Source organism: Halovenus aranensis (assembly GCF_900100385.1).
In the GTDB taxonomy this organism is placed as follows: domain Archaea; phylum Halobacteriota; class Halobacteria; order Halobacteriales; family Haloarculaceae; genus Halovenus; species Halovenus aranensis.
This window is the reverse complement of sequence record NZ_FNFC01000001.1, coordinates 228,381-246,785: the sequence shown is the minus strand read 5'-3', so window position 1 is coordinate 246,785 and position 18,405 is coordinate 228,381. Positions and strand designations below refer to the sequence as shown.

Annotated in this window: 18 protein-coding genes; 8 read left to right on the top strand and 10 right to left on the bottom strand. The window is 62.2% G+C overall.

Features of this window, described 5'->3' with window-relative positions; all coding sequences use genetic code 11:
* Positions 1 to 3 precede the first annotated feature (3 nt).
* Positions 4 to 2,142, bottom strand: a complete 2,139-nt coding sequence (gene katG, locus BLR34_RS01290) for a catalase/peroxidase HPI (RefSeq protein WP_092698628.1) — start codon at positions 2,140 to 2,142, stop codon at positions 4 to 6.
* A 135-nt stretch (positions 2,143 to 2,277) separates the two neighbouring features.
* On the opposite strand from katG, the gene BLR34_RS01285 reads away from it, so the two are divergent.
* Positions 2,278 to 4,395, top strand: a complete 2,118-nt coding sequence (locus tag BLR34_RS01285; protein ID WP_218120824.1) for a receiver/sensor box histidine kinase — start codon at positions 2,278 to 2,280, stop codon at positions 4,393 to 4,395.
* A gap of 56 nt (positions 4,396 to 4,451) precedes the next feature.
* Positions 4,452 to 5,375, top strand: a complete 924-nt coding sequence (gene aglG, locus BLR34_RS01280) for a glucosyl-dolichyl phosphate glucuronosyltransferase (RefSeq protein WP_092698626.1) — start codon at positions 4,452 to 4,454, stop codon at positions 5,373 to 5,375.
* A 19-nt stretch (positions 5,376 to 5,394) separates the two neighbouring features.
* Here the strand turns inward: aglG and BLR34_RS01275 are convergent, their stop codons facing one another.
* Entirely contained in the window at positions 5,395 to 6,054 is a 660-nt protein-coding gene (locus tag BLR34_RS01275; protein ID WP_092698624.1) for a DUF420 domain-containing protein, read from the bottom strand.
* Positions 6,055 to 6,195: 141 nt separating this feature from the next.
* Between BLR34_RS01275 and BLR34_RS01270 the strand changes: the two genes are divergently transcribed.
* From BLR34_RS01270 to BLR34_RS01260, 3 genes are read left to right on the top strand one after another with little or no spacing between them, the layout of a single operon-like run.
* Positions 6,196 to 6,417 carry a hypothetical protein gene (locus BLR34_RS01270; protein ID WP_092698622.1) on the top strand — a complete coding sequence of 74 codons (222 nt, stop codon included), beginning with the start codon at positions 6,196 to 6,198 and terminating at the stop codon, positions 6,415 to 6,417.
* A complete protein-coding gene (locus BLR34_RS01265; RefSeq protein ID WP_092698620.1) occupies positions 6,418 to 6,882 on the top strand; it encodes a PUA domain-containing protein in 465 nt (154 codons plus the stop codon).
* A gap of 41 nt (positions 6,883 to 6,923) precedes the next feature.
* Positions 6,924 to 7,574 carry a chemotaxis protein CheC gene (locus BLR34_RS01260; protein WP_092698618.1) on the top strand — a complete coding sequence of 217 codons (651 nt, stop codon included), beginning with the start codon at positions 6,924 to 6,926 and terminating at the stop codon, positions 7,572 to 7,574.
* Here the strand turns inward: BLR34_RS01260 and BLR34_RS01255 are convergent, their stop codons facing one another.
* Complete coding sequence (locus tag BLR34_RS01255) at positions 7,575 to 8,792, bottom strand: phosphoglycerate kinase (protein ID WP_092698616.1); 1,218 nt, start codon at positions 8,790 to 8,792, stop codon at positions 7,575 to 7,577. It lies immediately after the preceding gene.
* A gap of 136 nt (positions 8,793 to 8,928) precedes the next feature.
* Between BLR34_RS01255 and BLR34_RS01250 the strand changes: the two genes are divergently transcribed.
* Positions 8,929 to 9,183 carry an HAH_0734 family protein gene (locus tag BLR34_RS01250; protein WP_092698614.1) on the top strand — a complete coding sequence of 85 codons (255 nt, stop codon included), beginning with the start codon at positions 8,929 to 8,931 and terminating at the stop codon, positions 9,181 to 9,183.
* A gap of 2 nt (positions 9,184 to 9,185) precedes the next feature.
* Here the strand turns inward: BLR34_RS01250 and BLR34_RS01245 are convergent, their stop codons facing one another.
* The 6 genes from BLR34_RS01245 to BLR34_RS01220 form a co-directional block, all read right to left on the bottom strand.
* Positions 9,186 to 11,465: a DUF2298 domain-containing protein gene (locus BLR34_RS01245; RefSeq protein WP_092698612.1), complete on the bottom strand. Its 2,280-nt coding sequence runs from the start codon at positions 11,463 to 11,465 to the stop codon at positions 9,186 to 9,188.
* A gap of 64 nt (positions 11,466 to 11,529) precedes the next feature.
* A complete protein-coding gene (locus tag BLR34_RS01240; RefSeq protein WP_092698610.1) occupies positions 11,530 to 12,060 on the bottom strand; it encodes a hypothetical protein in 531 nt (176 codons plus the stop codon).
* A 102-nt stretch (positions 12,061 to 12,162) separates the two neighbouring features.
* On the bottom strand, positions 12,163 to 12,807 hold the full coding sequence (locus BLR34_RS01235; RefSeq protein WP_092698608.1) for a helix-turn-helix domain-containing protein: 645 nt from the start codon (positions 12,805 to 12,807) through the stop codon (positions 12,163 to 12,165).
* Between the two features lie 63 nt (positions 12,808 to 12,870).
* Entirely contained in the window at positions 12,871 to 13,875 is a 1,005-nt protein-coding gene (locus BLR34_RS01230) for a glycosyltransferase family 4 protein (protein ID WP_092698606.1), read from the bottom strand.
* Between the two features lie 50 nt (positions 13,876 to 13,925).
* Positions 13,926 to 15,188 carry a tRNA(Ile)(2)-agmatinylcytidine synthase gene (locus BLR34_RS01225; protein ID WP_092698604.1) on the bottom strand — a complete coding sequence of 421 codons (1,263 nt, stop codon included), beginning with the start codon at positions 15,186 to 15,188 and terminating at the stop codon, positions 13,926 to 13,928.
* 48 nt (positions 15,189 to 15,236) lie between these two features.
* On the bottom strand, positions 15,237 to 15,857 hold the full coding sequence (locus BLR34_RS01220) for a hypothetical protein (protein WP_092698602.1): 621 nt from the start codon (positions 15,855 to 15,857) through the stop codon (positions 15,237 to 15,239).
* A 234-nt stretch (positions 15,858 to 16,091) separates the two neighbouring features.
* Here BLR34_RS01220 and BLR34_RS01215 point away from each other — a divergent pair, with 234 nt between their 5' ends.
* Complete coding sequence (locus BLR34_RS01215) at positions 16,092 to 17,054, top strand: transcriptional regulator (RefSeq protein WP_092698600.1); 963 nt, start codon at positions 16,092 to 16,094, stop codon at positions 17,052 to 17,054.
* 53 nt (positions 17,055 to 17,107) lie between these two features.
* Positions 17,108 to 17,545 (top strand): GNAT family N-acetyltransferase, encoded by a 438-nt coding sequence (locus BLR34_RS01210; RefSeq protein ID WP_092698598.1) that lies wholly within the window; start codon positions 17,108 to 17,110, stop codon positions 17,543 to 17,545.
* Here BLR34_RS01210 and BLR34_RS01205 read toward each other — a convergent pair.
* The gene (locus tag BLR34_RS01205) at positions 17,520 to 18,398 is read right to left on the bottom strand and encodes a UbiA family prenyltransferase (protein ID WP_092698596.1); all 879 of its coding nucleotides are present in this window, start codon (positions 18,396 to 18,398) and stop codon (positions 17,520 to 17,522) included. The genes BLR34_RS01210 and BLR34_RS01205 overlap by 26 nt on opposite strands.
* Positions 18,399 to 18,405 lie beyond the last annotated feature (7 nt).

Here is an 18,405-nt window from a genome sequence, read left to right as displayed (position 1 = left end):
TCGTTATTCCAGGTCGAAGCGGTCGAGCGTCATCACTTTGTGCCACGCCTCGACGAAGTCCTCGACGAGTTTCTCCTCGCCGTCTTCGGCCGCGTAGACCTCGGAGATGGCACGGAGGCGGGCGTTCGACCCGAAGATGAGGTCGAGGCGGGTCCCCTCCCATTTGAACTCGCCCGTCTCGCGGTCGTAGCCCTCGTAGATGTGGTCGGAGGACTCGGACTGCTCCCATTCGGTCTCCATGGAAAGGAGGTTCTGGAAGAAGTCGTTCGTCAGCGTGCCCGGCTGGTCGGTGAAGACACCGAGGTGGGTATCTTGGTAAGTCGCACCCAGCGCGCGCATGCCGCCGACGAGTACCGTCATCTCCTGTGGCGTCAGGTTCAGCAGTTCGGCGTCGTCGACCAGCAGCTTCTCGGCGGGCTTCTCGACGTCGTCGCGGATGTAGTTACGGAAGCCGTCGACTTTCGGCTTGAGTGCCTCGAAGGAGTCGACATCGGTCTGCTCGGGTGTCGCGTCCGCACGCCCCGGCTCGAAGGGTACCTCGACGTCGTAGCCGGCTTCGGCGGCCGCCTGCTCGACGGCGACGTTGCCGCCGAGAACGATGAGGTCTGCAAGCGAGACGCGAACGTCGTCGTCGCGGCTCTCGTTGAACTCGGCTTGAATCTCACTCAGGGTGTCGAGTACCGTCGCTAACTGGTCGGGCTCGTTCACTTCCCAGTTTGTCTGGGGTTCGAGCCGGATGCGGGCACCGTTTGCGCCGCCGCGCTTGTCGCTGTCGCGATAGGTCGAGGCCGAGGCCCACGCGGTCTTTGCCAGCTGTGAGACCGACGGCTCCGCCTCGCGAATCTCGGCTTTGAGGTCGGCGAGATCGTCCTCGCCGACGAGGTCGTGTTCGACGTCTGGAATCGGGTCCTGCCAGACCATCGTCTCGTCGGGCACTTCCGGGCCGAGGAACCGCTCGGGCGGCCCCATGTCTCGGTGGGTCAGTTTGTACCAGGCCTTCGCGAAGGCGATGCCGAACTCCATCGGGTTCTCCTGGAAGGTCTCCATTATCTCCCGGTAGTCGGGGTCTCGTTTGAGCGCGATGTCCGTCGTGAGCATCATCGGCGTCACGCGCTCGTCTGGGTCCTGTGCGTCGGGGACAGTCCCTTCGAGTTCCTCGTTTTTCGGGGCCCACTGCCAGGCGCCGCCGGGGCCTTTCTCGGGCTCCCACTCGTAGTCGAGCAGGTTGTTGATATAGCCCATGTCCCACTCGGTCGGAGACTGCGTCCAGGGACCCTCGATGCCGCTGGTAATCATCTCGCCGCCTTTGACGTCGTCTTCGGTCTGCCAGCCAAGCCCCATGTTCTCGATGGGAGCCGCTTCCGGCTCGGGACCGTGGGCCTTCTCGGGGTCGTCGGAACCGTGTACCTTTCCGAAGGTGTGGCCGCCAGCGATGAGTGCCGCCGTCTGCTTGTCGTTCATCGCCATGCGGGAGAACGTCTGGCGGATGTTCTTCGCCGATGCCATCGGGTCGGGGTTGCCGTCCGGTCCCTCGGGGTTTACGTAGATGAGGCCCATCACCGACGCGCCGAGTCCGTCCTGAATCTCACCGGGCTCTTCGAACCGTTCCTGGGTCTCGAACTCGTCTTCCGGACCCCAGTCGACGGCCTTGTCGTGTTTGAACGCGTCCTCGCGCCCACCGGCGAAGCCAAACGTCTGGAATCCCATCGACTCGATTGCGACGTTGCCCGCCAGAATCATCAGGTCGGCCCACGAGAGGTTCTCCCCGTATTTCTGTTTGACCGGCCAGAGCAGCCGCCGGGCCTTGTCGAGATTCGCGTTGTCCGGCCAGCTGTTAATCGGCGCAAACCGCTGTCGGCCCCCTGCAGCGCCGCCACGGCCGTCGCTTGCGCGGTAGGTGCCCGCGCTGTGCCAGGCCATCCGAATCATAAACGGTCCGTAGTGGCCGTAATCCGCCGGCCACCAGTCCTTTGGCGTGGTGAGCACCTCCTCGATGTCGGCTTTCACTTCGTCGAGGTCGAGACTCTCGAAAGCCTCTGCGTAATCGAACTCCTCGCCCATCGGGTCGACCTGCTCGGCGTTCTGGTCGAGAATCTCCAGACTCAGCCGATTCGGCCACCAGTCTTGATTGGACTTGCTCATCAACAATGAATTGCCGTGATAGCGTATTAATATTGTCGAAGTCGAAAGGAAATCTTCACACCAGCATAACCAATCTATAGATTGTATGAACTTTCGACGCCTGTCATCCACCGGTTATCGGGTTGGAAATGAGAATTGGCATCGCCCCCATCACAGAGCGTTGCCGGACAGTTCCCGCTCCGACTACGTCGAAGATTTTTATATGTAGTACCTGAACAAATACCAAATGGCCCAGTCCGCCGCCGGCACCATCTCTGTTCTTCACGTCGACGACAACGCCAGCTTCAGGGAGTTGACGGTCTCTCTGCTGGAGAAGCCGACGAGCGGTTCGTCGTCGATACGGCAACGAGCACGGCGGACGGGAGAGCGCGCCTGCACGAACAGGAGTACGACTGTGTGGTCTCCGACTACGACATGCCTGGTGAGGACGGTATCGAGTTTCTCAAAACGGTCAGAGCGGAGTATCCGGACATCCCGTTCATCCTGTTCACCGGGAAAGGAAGCGAGACAATCGCCAGCGAAGCGATTTCCGCGGGGGTGACAGACTACCTCCAGAAAGAGAGCGGCCCCGAGCAGTATACTGTCCTCGCCAATCGAATCGCAAATGCGGTCGACCGCTACGACGCCCAGCGCAAGCTAGAGCAGCTGCGCGAACGGACCCGAGAGTTGATGTACACCGAGACTGTTGAGGAGACGGCAAACTGTGCTGTCACTGCGGCAGACAACATCATCGGGGCGCCACTCAGCGGCGTCAACCTCGCGAACGACGCGGAAACCCGCCTGGAGCCAGTTGCGTCGGCGGCCACGGTTCCAGAACTGTTCGACAGTCTCCCGGTTTTTGAGCGGGACGCCTCACCGGGGTCGACCGACGCACTCGCGTGGGAGGTCGTCGACAACGGCGAGTCTGTCTGCATCGATTCACTTCCCGCATCCGACCGCCTGACAGAGGCGAGCCCGGCCGAGAGCGCGATTTTGCATCCGCTCGGCGACCGCGGGCTGTTCGTCGTCTCTTCGCCCGAGAAAGACGCATTCAGCGAGACAGACAACAGACTCGTCGAAGTGCTGGCGAACTACCTCGAAGTGGCCCTCGACCGCGTCGAGCGCGAGCAGACCCTACGAACGCGTCAGCGTCGGCTCGAAATGCTGCACGAGGCGACCCGGAAGCTCGTCCGGGCCGACTCGGAACAGGAAATTGCCGAGCACGTCGTCGACGCTGCCGAAAACGTTCTCGACTTCTCGATTGTCTCTGTCCGGCTCTACGACGAACAGGCCGGCGGGCTGGTTCCGACGGCGATGAGCGCGATTGTCCCGGAGATACTGCCAGAACGGACAGTGTTCACTCCAGAGGGACGGAACCTAAACTGGGTGGCCTTCGAGGCCGGTGAGGTTCGGGTCTACGACGACATCGAGGAGCTCAAATACGCCGTCGACCAGGACACCGGAGTACGAAGCCTCATGCACCTTCCAATAGGCGAGTTCGGGACAATTGCGGTCGGTGATACGACCCCGGGAGTCTTCGACGAAACCGACGAATTCCTCGCTCGCATTCTTGCGACGGCAGCCGAAACTGCCCTGCAGGACCAACAGCAAAAGACCAAGCTGCAGGACCGCCGAGACGAGCTGGCACGGCAAAACGACCAGCTCGACGAGTTCGCCAGCGTCATCAGTCACGACCTTCGGAACCCGCTGAACGTGGCCGGCCTCCAACTCGAACTGGCACAAGACGAGTGCGACAGCGGCCACCTCGACGCAGTCGCGCAGGCACACGAGCGGATGGACGTCCTCATCGAGGACCTGCTCACGATGGCGCGCCAGGGAGAGCACATCGGCGAGATGGAGCCGGTCGCCCTCGGCGAGCTCGTCGAGCGATGCTGGCGGACCGTCGATACCGCGGCGGCCACCATCGATACCGTCGACACCGCTCGCATCCAGGCAGACAGGAACCGTCTCCAGCAGTTGCTCGAAAATCTCGTCCGAAACGCAGTCGAACATGGCGGCGACGACGTGACTGTCTCCGTCGGAATCCTGGAGGGTCGTGGCTTCTATATCGCCGACGACGGCGCTGGTATCGAGGAATCCGACCGGAAGACGGTGTTCGAGACCGGCTACTCGACCTCTGATGAGGGGACGGGGTTCGGCCTCGGTATCGTCAAGCAAGTCGTCGTGGCACACGGCTGGGAGATTGCAGTCACCGAGAGCGCCGATGGGGGCGCTCGCTTCGAGGTGACCGGCGTCGAGTTCGTCACAGACTAATAACGGCGGTGTCGCGCTTCACAATATTTATCGGGAAACCGGGAAAAGAGCGAGTGATGAAGGTCTCGGTCGTCATCTGCACCTACTCCGCCGACGTGTACGACCACTTCTGTGAAGCCGTCGAGAGCATCCGAACACAGACCTACGACGATATCGAACTGATTCTCGTCGTCGACGGGAACGAGACGCTCTATGATCGCGTCGTCGAGGACTACGGCCACGTCTCGAACGTAACGACACACTGTAACGACGAGAACGTCGGACTCTCGGGGAGTCGCAACAACGCCTTAGAGTACGTCACCGGCGACGTGGTCGCGCTCATCGACGACGACGCCGTCGCAGACGAGCGGTGGGTCGAAGAGCTCGTCACGGTCTACGAATCGACGGATGCAATCGCCGCCGGCGGCCGGATGACGCCGCGTTGGGTAGCAGGCAAGCCGAGCTTCCTACCGGCGGAGTTCTACTGGCTGGTCGGTGTCAATCGACCGGGATTCGCAGAGGACGGCGAAGAAGTGCGGAACACCTTCGGCTCGAATATCTCGTTTCGAACGTGGGTCCTCGACGAACTCGGCGGATTCGAGACACAGGTCGGCCGGCAGGGCGAAGCGAACTTGCAGGCCCACGAAACGGAGTTCTGTGCCCGTATGCGCGAGGAGTACGGCCGCGGCGTCGTCTACAACGCCGACGCGGAGGTTGGCCACAAAGTCTTCGCGTATCGGACAGAGTTACGCTGGCTGCTCGAACGGGCGTTCTGGCAGGGGTACTCCAAGCGAGCGATGGAGACGATTGTCACCGAGGACTCGACGGACAAGGAAACGGAGTTTCTCGGCGAGTTGTTGTTCGATACCGTCCCGTCACGCCTCGGGTCACTAGCCCGCGGTCCCACGGTATCGAAGTTACTCCAGTTTGTCATGTTGTTCGTGCTGACCGGGCTCGTCGGGGTTGGGTACCTCTACGGGCTGGTGAAATGGCGCGACTAATGTGAACGTGCTGCCGGTCTCAGTCGTCGAACAGCGACGCGAGACCGTCGCTAAGGGCCGGTCGAAGCCCGACAGCGCCGAGAAAGACCACCGAATTCAGCGGCTCGGAGTCGTAAACGTGATTCAGCATGAAGTAGGTGATGATGCCGAGTGCGAGGCTGAGAATCCACGCGCTGGCGGCGAGACGGCCGACCGTCGACTTGAGGGACTCCGCCAGTTCTGCCGGGGTCCGCGTCAACCCCAAGACGACAGCGTACACGACCACCGGAACCGAAACGATAGAGAGGAGGATGTGAATCGCGAGCATCGCCCGGTAGACGGTCGTCACTAGGTCCGGTGCGACGATAGCCTTGGTTTCACCCCCACCCACGCGGAAGACGTAGACGACCAGAAACAGCAGGATGAGCGAGAACGCTATCAGCATCGAGGTCGCGTGTTTCGTAATCTCGCGCTGGGAGATGAAGTAGACACCAGCCACGAGCGCGGCTAGAGCACCGGTATTGATAATTGCGATGAGGTGAGTCAGCAAGTCGACGGTCCCTTTCGAGAGGTCCGGGTAGAAGTCGATGATACCCAGAAAGGTTCCGATGACGAGCCCGTACCCCAGTACCGTCACCGCCACAGTCACCGCCACCGGACGGTCGCGTGCACTCGATTTGAGCGTGTGAGCGACGGACATAGCGGGAGATGAGGACTGTATATAAAACTGTCTTTGGATTCGGTTTCGCCAGCTACACAGCGACAGCGGGGCCAGAGCGATACCCCGAAACCGACGAGACAACACAGCTATTTTTATTCCGTACGATTGTCATTACTCGATATGGACCCTGAAGAAAACCCGCTTGCAAACCCAAACGTCCGAGTGATGCTTGGGCTAATGAGTTCTCTGACAATTGTGGTCGTCGCTGTCTTGGTTGTCGATGACACGCTTCTTACCGGCCTCATGGTCGCAATTGCGGCCGTGGATGCCGTCGTGACGCCGTACATCCTTGGACAGGCAATCGAAAACGCCGAAAGCGAGGAGACGAGACAACAGGTATAGATGACAGCAGCTATCGACGACCTCAGAACGGTCGCCCGGTACCAGTTCGGCCCTGAGGCAGGCGAGGCGTTGTTTCCACAGGAGGAGTCACTCGAGCTGACGCGGACGAGTTCGGGACGGCCCCGCCAGATTCACGCCGACAGCGGGCGCATCGCGACCTACGAGCGCGACGGGCGCTTCAGGTTAGGCATCGCAGGCGGCCAGCGCCTCGACAGCGGCCTACCGGCGTCGTCGTATCGAGTCGTCGTCGACGACGAGAGCGAGCCGTTCGTCAGAGAGGGCCGTAACGTCTTCGCCAAGTTCGTCGTGCGCGCAGACGAGGCAATCCGACCGCGCGACGAGGTACTCGTCGTACACGAAGACGGACGACTGCTCGGTGTCGGACGGGCAGAGCTTTCGGGGGAGGGGATGCTCGCCTTCGAGACCGGGATGGCGGTCAAGACGCGCGAAGGCGTCGATTCGTAGACCCGAGTCTTTAGGAGGGCCGGGCCGCATAGACGAGACACATGAGCAGTATGAAGGTTGATGTCCGGAAATTGGAGGTCTTCAACAAAATCTCCAAGGAGGGGTCCCGGCAGGTCGCCAGCAGCCTCAACCAGATGGCCGGACTGGACGCGGAAATCGAGGTCGCGAAAATCAATTTTCTCCACATGGAGGACGTCAAGACACATCTCGGTGACACGAAACAGGTCGGCATCTTCGTCGAGTTGACCGACCCGCCGAACGGGTACGTCCTGTTCGTTCTCGACCCCGAAGACAGCAAGCAACTCGCTCAGTCGATGATTCCCGGCGGCGGTGAAGGCGACTCACAGGGCTTTACCGACATGGAGCGGTCTGCTATCCAGGAAATCGGCAACATCATGACCTCTGGATACATCGACGGCTGGGCGAATGTCCTCGATACGACAATCGGGATGGGAACTCCCACGTTCACCTACGGCCCGACCAGCAAGATTATCGAGAAGATGGGCGGCTGGCCCGACGAAGACCTCGTTTTTGTGCTGGACTCGGAGATTCTCGCCTCCAGCACCGACGTCGACCTCACCGTTTACACGTTCCCACAGATTCACGACCTCGTCGACCTCGTGAAACAACTCGATATCGATACCGACATCCAGGCAGACGTGCTCGCCGACGATAGCCTCACAAACAACTGATTACCACTCGCCGTCGTCTTTGAGAACCTCGACTCCGGGAAGCGGTTGGCCGGTGAGTGCGTTGATGTAGGCACCCCCCGCAATCGACACGTGTGAGAAGTCTGCTTCGTCCATACCGTACATCTCGATGGCTCGGGACGTGTCGCCACCACCGACGACCGAGAAACAATCACCCTGTGCGATTGCGTCGAGGACGCGGGTGGTTCCGTCGCTGAACCGCTCGTCTTCGAACATACCAAGCGCACCCTTGACAAAGACTGCCTCCGAGTTGGCGGCGATGTCGGCGTACTGCTCTGCGGTGTCTGACCCAACGTCGAGATAGTCGTGGTCTTTGTTTTTGACCTCTGCGACGGTTACCTCGGCGCGCTCGTCGGCCCCATCGGCGTAGGCGAGGTCCGTCGGGTAAACCAAGTCGCTCGGGTGGTTCTCGATGAGGTCTGCAATCTTCTCGCGGTTGGCCAGCCACTGGCTCTCGTAGAGGTCGTTCTCGTCGATATCCCGGCCGACATCGTACCCCACTGCTCGCAAGAAGAGTTCTCCGACGACCCCGCCGAGCAGGAAGTTGTCGACCTTGTCTCGGAGCGTGGTCATGACCTCGATAACGTCGGTCGCTTTCGTCCCGCCGGCGACCATCGTCACCTCGCCGTCGAACTCGCGGGTGGCGATTGCCGAGTTAGCCTCGTACTCGGCAGCCATGACCCGTCCCGCGTAGGCGTCCATCACCAGCGGGAAGCCGACAATCGAGGCGTGTCTGCGGTGTGCCGCCGAGTACGCGTCGCCGACGTAGGCGTCGAACTCGGGGGCGAGGGTCTGGACGAGGTCGCTCCGAGAATGTTCCTCGGGGTCGCGCTCTGGGAGTTCGTCGTCGGTCATCCGGACGTTTTCGAGCAAGATGACGTCGCTAGCGTCGAGATGCTCGATGGCGTCAAGCGCCGTCTGCCCGTACGTATCGGGGACGTACTCGACGGGGTGGTCGAGGTACTCGGCGAGAATGTCGGCGTGTTGTTCGAGCGTGACGAACGTGTCACGCCCCGGCCGTCCCTGGTGAGCGAGCAGGGCAACGCGGTGGCCAGCGTCGACGAGTTCCCTGACAGTCCGTGCATGCCGGGCGAACCGGCGGTTGTCCTCGACGACGCCGACCGAGACCGGCGAGTTCAGGTCGAATCGGGCGAGTACCCGTTGTCCATCGTCGAGGTCGTCGAGTGTCCGGTAGCTCATTGTGTGCCCTTGCACCGAGCAGATACTAATAGACCCCGAAGTGTGTCCTGTCAGCGTCCCAAAGAGAGCAGGAGTCTCGTCCGGTCAGCGAGGTCGCTCCGAAGTGATTAAGACGCGCTCAGTCGAACCAACCGGTATGCAGAAACTCATCATTCGCGGCGACCCCGGTATCCGGAAGGGTGCCGTCATCGAGTACGACGGCGACGAATTCGTCTGTTTCGGCATCAACCGACAGGGGGATTTCCACGGCCCATCAGACCCGCAGTTGTGGTGTACTGTCGGCTCCGAAGACGAGCGCGAGGACTACGAGCGACGTAGCTACATTCCGATGCATCTAGACGTCGAAGCTGTCGACGAGAGTGAAATCGACGTTCTCCAGGCCCGCGCCTGAATCTACCCAGCGAGTGCGGACTGGTCGACTTCGTATATCGTTACGCGCCCCACAGTTCTGACGGGAGTCACGGCGTCGAGGGTGTCGACGCTCACCTCGAAATACGGTGAGTTTCGCTCGGCCGGGCCGACGTAGATGTATTCGACATCGTATTCACCGAGCAGCCGCCGCTGTGTCCCGGCGTCACCCCCGTACATCGCGTGAACGTCTTCAACGCGCCTGTTGTACGGCTCGTCGCCGCGATACTGTGCCTCGTGGGACCAGCCGGCGACGGTCGGGAGCCCCGTCAGGCTCGCGGGGGCAGCAGCACCGTCACCCTCCTGACTGTCCCAGGTGTAGCCCGCCGGGGCGGTCGTGAGAATCGTCGGCTGTCCGTCCCTCGTGTCGAGCCAGCGAATCGCCCCCGCTTCCCCGGGGAACCGAACCTCTAGGTACGCTGTCGCGTCGAGTGTCGCCCCCACCTCGTCGGTCGTCGGTGTGCCGGCGTCGACGTGGTTCTGGAGCGCGAACCCGGCGTATGGAACCGTTAGAAGAACGAGCGCGACCACGAGGGCGGTCCCGGCCTGCCGCCGGCGCGTGGTCACAACGCTGTCGGTCGTGGGCCACCCGGCAGCCAGCCGAGAAAGCGCGACTGCGGCCCCAATCGCCCAAAACAGCCAGACGTGGACGTACGGCTTGAAGATGACGTTGAAGCGCTCGCCCTCGATTGTGACCAGTTCGACGAGTAACACCAGTCCGGCCCCGGCGACGACCAACACCGTCTCGAAGCCGACAGCCTCTCGGCGCAACAGCCACCAGCCCGAAAGAATCAACGGGACCGCAACGCCGACGGCCGCGACGCCGAGTACAGTCGCTGTCCCAACGACGAACACGCCGGCCGCTAGCACAACTCCGGGGTGGGCGCGCTCGTCTTGTTCGTGGAGTGCACGAGCGACGTAGACGCCGATAGCAGCCAAGAAGCCACCGAGAACGACGACAAGCGGACCAAGCGGCGTCCACTGGTCCCAGTAGCCGACAGACTGGTCGGGACTTCCGAGGATGACGGTCGTCCAGAACGGGAGCGTCCAGACAATCGCGCCGAGCGCGACCACGGCAGTCGAAAGCGCTGCACCCACGAACCGCTCCATCTCGTCGCGGCCGCGACGTTCAGAGGCGGGCGGCCGAAGCCGGGCTGGAAGCAGCCAGCCAGGGCCATCCGGTACGAAAAAAACTGTGAGCGCCGTGAGCCCCAGCGCGGTCGGTAGCGACCACAGATTGATGAACCCGATGAGGCCGACCAGCGGCGGGAGAAAGCCAAACAGCAGGAGCCGGCGGTGGTCGGCCGGTGAGCGCCAGACCGCGAGGAGCAGGCCAGCGGCGAGTAACATGAACGGCTGGCTCATCATGTGCGCGTGTAGGTCGCCGTTGAGCCAAGCAAACAACGGGAACTCCGTCGCAGCGGCGAATCCGCTGTCTGGGTTCCCTGGCTCGACGGGGATGACACGGCTGGCGTCCCAGTACGAGAAATCGGCCGGCGACCAGGCCGTAACCCCGGCGTCCATCCCGGCCCAGGAGACGAGTGACTCCGCTATGCCGTCGGGGAGCAGCCACGCGGCCAGCCGAACAGCCGTTTCGAGGTTGCTCGCGACTCCGACGAAAAACGCTCCCAGTGCCCCCGCGGCCCACCGTGAGACATCGTACGGTCGGACGATAGAGGCCGCCAGAGCGTAGGCGGCCACCAGCAGCGTCGCGTAGACACCAGCCAGCCCGAGGTTGTAGGCGTAGACGGTGCTCGTCCCGGTGAGCGTCGACAGCAGCGACACGACGAGGTGGCCGCCGTAGTAGTATTTGACCGGCTCGTCGGCGAACCACATCGACTCCGGCGGGAGCGAGCCAGACCGTTCGAGCGTGTTCAACAGACCGAAATCGAGAAACTTCTCGCCGATAGCGACCGGCAAGGGTGCCGCAGACGGGTCGACACCGCGGATGACGACGATAAGCGAGAAGGCGGCGACGAACACCAGCCCGTACTCGGCCAGTCGGTCGGTGTCGAGGTCGACATCAGTCCGGCCCGCAGTTGCCACAGAGAGAGCGAGCAACACCGCGAGTCCTGCGAGTAACGCCGGCCAGCCGAAGGCGACCTGGCCGACCAGATGGCCAACGACGCCGACGACCGCGAGCGCAATCGGTATCGCGAAGCCGACGTACTCCGTCTCTGGCAACAGCCACGCCGCAACGGGGAGGGCGGCGAACCCGAGCAACAGGAAGACAGCCATCCACAGGACGACCAGCCCTAGCTCCATTACCAGGTGTGGGGACACCAGAACAGTTACCTCTTTTGGGTTTCCACCGGTCCCCGAAAAACGGCTACAGCTCGACCTCGAACGCGATTGCTTCGCGGCTGTCCGCACTGATTTCAGTAATCTCCGAGGAGGTGGTAGTGCTCAGGACGGCGCTTAGTATCCCGCTCGTGAACTCGCTTCCGTGTGGGAACGAGTCGCCGTACGGCCAATTTTGTGTCGCGCTCACTCGGAGTGAGCCGCCGGTCTCAGACCACTGAAACTCGCCGGCGGGTAACGACTCTCGCGGGTCTCGGAACGCTGACTTGTGCGTTTCGTTGAGAGTCTGGAGACGCGCGGGTGCCTCGCTGGCCTCCGTCGGAATATTTCCACCGACTGATTTGCCGGCTTCGTACATCGTCGCCGAGCCAGCGTCCTCTGCCAGCGCGGCGACTGCGCTCCTGACCGACGCCTGGCTGACCCACTCCTGGTCGCCGTAGGGGTCGATGCCGTGTTCCTCGAAGTGATTCGATGCCTTCCGCTGGAAGACCGGTGATACGTCGCCAAACGATTCGAGAAACGCCTCGACGTGTTCAACGTGTACCGTCGTATCGGACATATCTTGTTACAACAGACGGACCCGGTTGAGGCTTGACCCGAAACATTTCACGTATTCAAGTCCCCTGGCGAAGGCGGTCAGTCATACGGTATCAGGACGACGCTACTTCGGGGCGTCCAAAGCGTTACCGATGAGTTGGGTCAGGCCACGGTGGAGCCGACCAGAGACTGCAGAGACAGACACACCAAGCTCGTCACTGACCGCTTCGAGTGTCGTTTCCTGTGGGACAGAGAAGTATCCCATCGCATACGCGGTCAACAGCGTCTCGCGCTGTGTCTCCGTGAGTCCGTACTCCGGGGCGTCCGGCGTGAAGTCTGCGTCGGTAATTCGGTCGATATCGAGTTCGAGTCCGTAGTCGTGACACTGGTCGACGAACTCGCCGAACGCCTGTCTGTTCGGGAACAGCATCCGGACGACCCACTCGGATGACTCGGTGTGTGCATGCAGGAACTCGCCGCCGCAGTCGAGTGCAGCAAGATAGCCGAGAGTCTCTAAAATCTCCCGCTGGTACTCGACATGATAGATTAGCCGTTCGGGACCCTCGTAGCGCTTGCTGAACGCCGTCACAGTAGAGTCCCAATCGAGTGTCGTCTCGAATTGCTCGATATCTGCCGTCGCGACTGAGAAGTTGGTGCGCTGGACGTAGTCGCGCCCGACGTTTGTCCGCGTGGCCTCCAGCCGCGTGGCGAAGTTACTGCGTAACGTCGGCCCGAGGACAGTCGCGTCGTATCGGAACTGTGCGAGCATTGCCGGTCTTTTCAGACAGAGTTACAAAACAGTTGTCACAACACGTTCGGGGCGGGTATCGACCTATGCGGTGATACGGCCGTACAGTGTCTCGATGTCGTCGGCGATAGCGTCGATAGTGAACTCCGCAGACTTCTCGGCGGCGACGTCGCCGAAGCGGTCACGCTCCGTTGGGTTCTCGACCAGCCGCCGAAGCGGGTCGACGAACTCCTCGTCGGCTTTCAGACAGTGAGTCTCGTCGTCCAGCCACCCGTAGGTCTCGATATCGCGGATGACAGGGGGTTTGCCGGCGGCCATCGCCTCCAGCAGTGCCATCCCCTCGTTCTCGTTTTTCGACGGCCAGAAGAACACGTCGCCCGCGGCAAAGGCCCCGGCGATGTCGTCGACGTAGCCGGTGAAGGTACAGTTCTCGGGGGCGGCGTTGACGAGTTTCGTCGTCGTTCGACTGCGCAGCAGGCGGTCGACGGTGCCGCCGCCGGGGTTGAGGTAGCCAAACCACGCGAAGTCGACATCTGGCATCCGGCGGGCCGTCTCGACGAACGAGCGTAGTCCCTTCCGTTCGATGACGTGGCCAACCATGAAGACAACCGGTGGGTCGAGGTCGTACCGGTCGAGATACTCTTGCCGGAGTGCGTCGTCGTCGTGGCCGTCGATTTTCCCGGGGTCGAACCCGTTGCTGATGACGGTTTTCGGCGCGTCGGTGTACGTTTCGAGAACCCGTCGGTTGTGTTCGGTGGGACAGACGATATGGTCGGCAAGCGAGTACGCATACGAGAGATACGGGCGTGCCGGCTTCGAGAGGGCGGTGAAAAACCGGAAGCTCTCTTTGAGGTCTTCGGCAGTCTGGTGGCCGTGGACGACGACCGGCACGTCGGCGCGCTGGGCCCGCTTTGCGTAGTACACGGAGCGTGGCCCCATGTTGTTGAGATGGAGAACGTCAGCGTCGAGGGTCGGCTCTGTCGTGTACTCGATGCCTTTCCGGTCGAGGACCGTCCGCTGGTTTTGCACGGACTGCGCGTGCCCACCTGTGATCTGTGACTCCCACTCGAAGTAGTGGCTGACGCGCATTTGCCGGGTCGACGACCGGGACGAACTTGAACCTCCGGAAACGCGGTCGCCTATCGCTCGGGGTGTGTCGGTGCGTCGAACCCACCGCGAACGAGCGGTTTGGCGATGTGGCGGCGCGCACACGGCGGCACCTCGTACCAGCCGCGGTCGAGCGCCCGGTCGAGTGGGCGCGACACCTTTCCCTCAGCACTGGTCGAGCAGTCACGACAGCGGTAGCCGGCGTTCCGGCCGGCCGATTTCATCGAGTTACCACAGTCGGGACAGTCCGGCGTGACCAGTTCGGTTTCGACTAGGTCTCGGACCGCGAGCTTTTCGAGCTTGAGCGTTCCGTCGCTCACCTCGCCACAGACGGTGAGTCGGTCGCCCACTCGGAGCTTGCGAACGTGGTCACGAAACCGCTTGGTCGGCTCGAAGGCTGCCACGTCGAGGCTCTCGCCGTCGCTGTCGACGGAAAAGAAGACGTGCCCGCCTTCCTGTGTCTCCGGTGCGGTGAGGACCTCGGCGGTCAGCCGGTAGGCCCGCCCATCAGAGACAGTCGCCGGCGTTCCGTCCTGAAGGTGGACGTCGGTTCCCTGGTTGGTGAGAAATACCTGCCGCCGGTCGACCGGCTCGCTCTCGATGGCGTCGGCCACGTCTCTGACCGCGTCCGGGTCGTCGCCGCGGATGCCGTGGAGAATCGGACAGGGCGTCCTGGGAACACAGACCGCCTCACCCTCCTCGCGGTCGACGGTGTCCCAGACCGTCGGATACCCCGAATCGGCGGCCGCGAGCAACGAATCGTAGTCAACCTCGCGGTCAGTCCCCCATCGTTCACGCTCCCGGTACGAGATACACTCGTAGGTCCACTCCTCGAAGGCTCGCCACGCGCCGACGGCCGCAAGCGCCCCGATGACGCCGCGGCCGTTGCCCGCCGAAGCGACCGCAAATCCGGCCTCGTCGGCAACCCGTTTGGCGGTGTCGCGGTCGTGTTTCTCCTGTACCGCGTCGGCGGCAAAGCGGCTCACTGTCGCCGGGACCTCCTCCGGCAGACAGTCTGCGACGACCAGTCCGGGGTTGGTCTGGTCATCCTCGGTGACGGCCCGCTCCAGCGCCTGCTCGCCGAGGTCGAGCGCCCGCTCGGGCGCCACGTCGCAGTGGACTGCGAGCGCAGCGTTCCCCCGCGTCTTGTGTTCGACCGCGGGGTTCAGACGTACCAATAGCGTCCGCTCGACGTGACCTTCCGCAGCGAGGCGCTCTGCGAGCCTGGCAGCGACGTAGGTCGTACACATCCCGAGTCGCCGGGAGTCGGTGTCGTCGAGTCCGATGACCGTCACATCCACGCTAGCGACGAGCCAAACTAACCGCTTTCGAGACGTGGGCGCTCAGTCGCGCTCGAGGTTGAACAGCGCGATGGACTCGATGGTTGTCCCGTTATCGGAGCCTGGGTCGGCGATACCAGTGACCTGAAACGCATAGGTCCCGGCGTCGAGATTCTCGGTAATCGAGGTGTGTCGGTCGCCGTTCGGGGACGGGTGTGTCTCGACGCTTAGCGTCCACGTGTAGGCCTCCCCGGGCGCGAGGTTGTACCACGGCTCGATGTACTCCTCGGGTGCGACGTGTTCCCAGCCGTCGCCGGTCTGTCGCTTGAGCGACCATTCGTAGGGATTGAGCCCAAACACGCTGTCTCCCTCGTTGTGGAGCTGTATTTTGAGTAACTCGACGCTGTCGTCGTCTGTCGTCGGCGCGAACACCCGGTCGGAAACAGTCGGGTATACGTCCGCGTCGTGGTCTGTGTGCGTACAGACCGTCTGGTCGGCGCTATCGCTAAAGCTCGGACAGCCGGCATCGGTCAGGGGGTCGTCCGCTGGCGTCCCGGTCGGCGTGCCGTCGTCGGGACCGCTTCCTTCGGAGTCGGTCGGTGTCGCGTCGTCACTTCCGGAGAGACAGCCTGCGGTTGCCGCCAGCGCACAGCCAGCAGCACCGATGAATCGTCGTCGTCGCATATCCGACGCTACGAACGGCTGTGATAAGTCACTGCCAAAGAGTCAAACGGCGGTTTGAGTCGTGGGCCGTTCAGGCAGTCGTGTCGACTGTCGCTCTCAGACCACGCACGCTGTGACGGGTAAATACAGGTCAGATGGGGTTGAAACCCTTGCTGTGGCGAAACCGAATGACAGCGGACTGGTTGGTGCCCCAATTTATATATACCCCGAATAGCTAGTTGCCACAGAAACGCTATGTCCAGATCTGCACTGGTCGGAAACGTCACAGCGATGCTCGAGGACGCTGGTTTTCTTGTCAGCGAGCGCTGTGCAATCCGACCCAAGAGCTTCGACGTGGCTGCCCGTCGGGGCGAGGACGTACTGCTGGTGAAGATTCTGGGCAACATCGACGCCTTCGACGCCGCGACAGGGGCCGAGATGCGTCGGCTCGGGACGTATCTGAACGCGACGCCCCTCGTGTTCGGGCTCCGAACCCGTGACGAGGAACTGGAGTCCGGCGTGGTGTATTTCAGACACGGCGTCCCAGTGCTCTCGCCCGACACCGCGATGGACCTGTTCGTCGAGGGCGTCCCACCGCTGGTGTATGCCGCGCCGGGCGGGCTCTATGTCAACATCGACAGCAACGTGCTCCGGGACGCCAGAGAAGACCGCGACTGGTCGCTGGGCCGTCTGGCAAAGGAACTCGGGGTCTCTCGCCGGACTGTCTCGAAGTACGAGGACGGGATGGACGCGAGCGTCGAAGTGGCCGCAGAGCTCGAAGACCTGTTCGACGAGCCACTCACCGCCCCAGTGTCGGTACTCGACGAAGAAGAGTCGGTCAAAGACCAAGACGACCCGCCGGACGGACCAGAGGTCGACCCTGACGACGAGGGTATCGTGACGGTACTCACCCGCGTCGGCTACGAGGTCCATCCGACTGACCGCGCGCCGTTCAAGACCGTCAGTGAGGACGAAGGTGAACAACAGCAGGTCCTCACGGGCCACTCCGAGTTCACCAAAACCGCCGAGAAGCGCGCCCGCATCATGTCCTCAGTCGGGCGAGTCACGCGAACACAATCCGTCTACGTCGTCGAGAGCGCACGCCGTGAAGCTGTCGAGGGGACAGCTATCGTCGAGCGAGAAGAGGTTGAGGACCTCGAAGAGCCAGACGACTTCCGGAATCTCATCCTCGACCGCGTCGAAGAAGAGCCGGCCTGATAGCGGTTCAACGGCCGAAATACACAGCATCATCGAGCCAGAACCATCTACCGATGAGCGAGTACGATGTGCGCCGGGTCGAGAGAGACGGCGACCTCTCCGACGCCTACGCGGTTCGGCAGGACGTTTTCGTCGAAGAGCAGAACGTCTCTGCCGACGAGGAGTGGGACGGCAACGACGACGATGCGACTCACGTCGTCGCCTACGACGGCGACTACCCTGTCGGTACCGCGCGGCTCCGAACGCCCGAGGACGGCCTCGCAAAAATCGAGCGCGTCGCCGTCAGAGAACCCTATCGCGGGCGTGGCATCGGTCGGCTGCTGATGGACGCACTCGAGGCAGACGCCCGCGAGCAGAGCTGTTCGCAGGCCCTGCTACACGCACAGACTGCCGTCGAGCCATTTTATCAAAAGCGGGGCTACGAGCGCACCAGCGGCGTCTTCGAGGAGGCCAACATCCCACACGTCAAGATGCGAAAGCCCCTCGACTGACCCCTTCGACAAGCGCCAGCAACACGGCGAGAAAAATGTGTTCGGCGTCGACCACGAAGCCATAGAACAGCGGCCCACGGTCGGCCGTAGCAACCAGACTGTAGCCAATGACGTACGCCAGAAACACCTCTAACAGCAGGTACATCGGGTCGAGAACTCCCGTCCAGACGAGTGCGCCGACAGTTAGAGCGACGACGGCAGTAGCAGCGACGGCGACGCGGCGCGTCACCGCGGGACCGTACAGCACGGGGAGCGTGTCGATACCGGCCTCGCTGTCGCCCTCGATGTCTTTGATGTCGAATATCGCGGCCGCAATCGTGAGCATTGTCGTACTGAACACCGCCATGAACAGCACGTCTGTCGTCCAGAGCGCGCCGTAGTAAATGCCGATACCTGCTGGGATGAGTCCCCACGAGAGCCCCACGAGGAGGTTCTTGACGAGGAGGACCTTCTTCAGGCCGACAACGGAGTACAACACGGCGACGGCGAGTGGAATCCCCATTGCGGGCGCGGCAGGAATCCCCTGTAGGACTGCGAGCGCTGTCGCAAGAACGTAGAGAGCGATACCGACCGCAAGCAGTGACGTGCCGTACCGACTGGTAAACGACGCGCGCTCTGGGATATTTTTGCTGTCTTCTGCGAAGTCGGCGATGCGGTTGTACGAGTAGACGAACATCGTCACGGAGAACACGATAAACAGCGGCAGTGGGTCGATAGATAGCTCCGCCAGGAGCACTGTCGACACCGCGAGGCTTGTTGCCGACAGCGAGATAAGCACGTTCGAGTGAACGAGAACGCGGATGCTCGCAGTCAGGACTGGCCCGACCGTTTCGGTGACCCGTCGTCTCGCCATCGTCAGT

Bases quoted from the DNA above. Each gene is read 5' to 3' on its own strand.
- katG (WP_092698628.1), bottom strand. From the start codon at position 2,142: ATGAGCAAGTCCAATCAAGACTGGTGGCCGAATCGGCTGAGTCTGGAG.
- aglG (WP_092698626.1), top strand. From the start codon at position 4,452: ATGAAGGTCTCGGTCGTCATCTGCACCTACTCCGCCGACGTGTACGAC.
- BLR34_RS01275 (WP_092698624.1), bottom strand. From the start codon at position 6,054: ATGTCCGTCGCTCACACGCTCAAATCGAGTGCACGCGACCGTCCGGTG.
- BLR34_RS01270 (WP_092698622.1), top strand. From the start codon at position 6,196: ATGGACCCTGAAGAAAACCCGCTTGCAAACCCAAACGTCCGAGTGATG.
- BLR34_RS01265 (WP_092698620.1), top strand. From the start codon at position 6,418: ATGACAGCAGCTATCGACGACCTCAGAACGGTCGCCCGGTACCAGTTC.
- BLR34_RS01260 (WP_092698618.1), top strand. From the start codon at position 6,924: ATGAGCAGTATGAAGGTTGATGTCCGGAAATTGGAGGTCTTCAACAAA.
- BLR34_RS01255 (WP_092698616.1), bottom strand. From the start codon at position 8,792: ATGAGCTACCGGACACTCGACGACCTCGACGATGGACAACGGGTACTC.
- BLR34_RS01250 (WP_092698614.1), top strand. From the start codon at position 8,929: ATGCAGAAACTCATCATTCGCGGCGACCCCGGTATCCGGAAGGGTGCC.
- BLR34_RS01245 (WP_092698612.1), bottom strand. From the start codon at position 11,465: ATGGAGCTAGGGCTGGTCGTCCTGTGGATGGCTGTCTTCCTGTTGCTC.
- BLR34_RS01240 (WP_092698610.1), bottom strand. From the start codon at position 12,060: ATGTCCGATACGACGGTACACGTTGAACACGTCGAGGCGTTTCTCGAA.
- BLR34_RS01235 (WP_092698608.1), bottom strand. From the start codon at position 12,807: ATGCTCGCACAGTTCCGATACGACGCGACTGTCCTCGGGCCGACGTTA.
- BLR34_RS01230 (WP_092698606.1), bottom strand. From the start codon at position 13,875: ATGCGCGTCAGCCACTACTTCGAGTGGGAGTCACAGATCACAGGTGGG.
- BLR34_RS01220 (WP_092698602.1), bottom strand. From the start codon at position 15,857: ATGCGACGACGACGATTCATCGGTGCTGCTGGCTGTGCGCTGGCGGCA.
- BLR34_RS01215 (WP_092698600.1), top strand. From the start codon at position 16,092: ATGTCCAGATCTGCACTGGTCGGAAACGTCACAGCGATGCTCGAGGAC.
- BLR34_RS01210 (WP_092698598.1), top strand. From the start codon at position 17,108: ATGAGCGAGTACGATGTGCGCCGGGTCGAGAGAGACGGCGACCTCTCC.
- BLR34_RS01205 (WP_092698596.1), bottom strand. From the start codon at position 18,398: ATGGCGAGACGACGGGTCACCGAAACGGTCGGGCCAGTCCTGACTGCG.